Raw genomic sequence first — 1394 nt, 5'->3', positions numbered from 1 at the left:
CTACACGGCCAGATTTTTCATCTGGCCATTACTGTAAGGTTATTCGTTTTATCGTGGTAAGCCATTGTTCCTGGAATTTTTCCTTTCACTGCATTTTCTGATTTGATCGTATTTTCTACTACGGTGGGAGTAATTCCTTGCCTTTGCATACGATCAAGTGAATGGCTGAAATAGTCACGATTTCTAATTATGGTTGGTTTGTTGTAAAGGGTTCTGACTGGAACAACTCAGTTCCTATATTAGCAAACCAGTTGTCATAAAAATAAAAGAATATAACCCCGATTGGATAAACTGTGCCTTAATCAGTTAATGTCTAACTTTTGGGGGACAGTTCACATGATCGGGGAATATTGATTTTATATTGGCATTTTTGCCAGTAGCTCATTAACTTTAGTTGTATCTTCTGGATGAAACTCAAGATACTTTTCACAGGCCAATCTGACATAGTGATAACAAATTTCTTCACTAACTGTTATCGTATCTTCATCAGTTGGCGGATAACCAACAACAAACTGAACACCTTCAAAATATTCATCTTCACTATTCATGTCAGGGAAAAAACAATATACACCATCTAACATAAAAGATTCTTTTTGAACAATATTTTCTACGACATCTAAAAAACGATCTTCATTATACATAAGGTCAAAATAGCTTTTTATGATCCAGTCAGAATTAGAATGATCATAAGGTAGCTCAAATAAAAATTTCATTTATTATGTCCTATTTTGGATGGAAGTTACTTATCCCACCTGTTTTCTTATCAATATATACCCTAAATGTAACACCATCTGCTGTAGCATCATATGCTTGTTGACCTCTAGCTATAGCTTGTTTGTAACCACTGACAGCAGCTTGTTGACCTAACTCTAACATTTTCTGATCAGTAAAAATTTTGGGATCATAGATAGTCTTTTCAAATGGTTTTGAACCATTACCTTTGTAAGTTCCTGTAAAATTCCCAGCAGCATCTTTAGCAGGTACTCTATATTCGATATGAGTTATTCCATTAACACCAGTAGGCATTTCACTGACGATTTGTATTCCTTTGTCTTTTACAACACTATAAAAAGCATCTGCATTGTGCCCGCCCGCAATTCCTGATTTTTGGGTAAATCCATCTACAGTTGCTAAATGCTTCGGCTGATTGATCTGAAAACTCATGCCATCAGGGTATGTAACAGTTGTCGCCCCCTTTCCAACATACAACTTCTCATTTTCAATCAAACTAGCTACGACATGGGTATCAGGTTTAGCATTACTTAACAGCGGTTTTGAGGCATGGTTCAACTCTTCTGCCAGATTTTTCGCACCTTCTTTGCTGTTACCTAATACTTTTACGGCTCCCGCCGCCAAAACACCAGTCCCAACCGCCGCTTCCGGCGCAACCGCAT

Annotated in this window: 2 protein-coding genes; both read right to left on the bottom strand. The window is 37.3% G+C overall.

Annotated features, from left to right (window positions below):
* Nucleotides 1–356: 356 nt before the first annotated feature.
* Nucleotides 357–713 carry a ribonuclease toxin immunity protein CdiI gene (cdiI, locus tag KZ793_RS22345; RefSeq protein ID WP_225817270.1) on the bottom strand — a complete coding sequence of 119 codons (357 nt, stop codon included), beginning with the start codon at nucleotides 711–713 and terminating at the stop codon, nucleotides 357–359.
* Between the two features lie 10 nt (nucleotides 714–723).
* Nucleotides 724–1394, bottom strand: a 671-nt coding sequence (locus KZ793_RS22340; RefSeq protein WP_225817269.1) for a CdiA family toxin C-terminal domain-containing protein, incomplete at its 5' end; no start/stop codon positions are given.

It is taken from the genome of Photorhabdus antumapuensis, from assembly GCF_020387775.1.
Taxonomy (GTDB): Bacteria; Pseudomonadota; Gammaproteobacteria; order Enterobacterales; family Enterobacteriaceae; genus Photorhabdus; species Photorhabdus antumapuensis.
The sequence above is the reverse complement of the archived record's forward strand: the minus strand, read 5'-3'. Positions and strand labels throughout refer to the sequence as shown.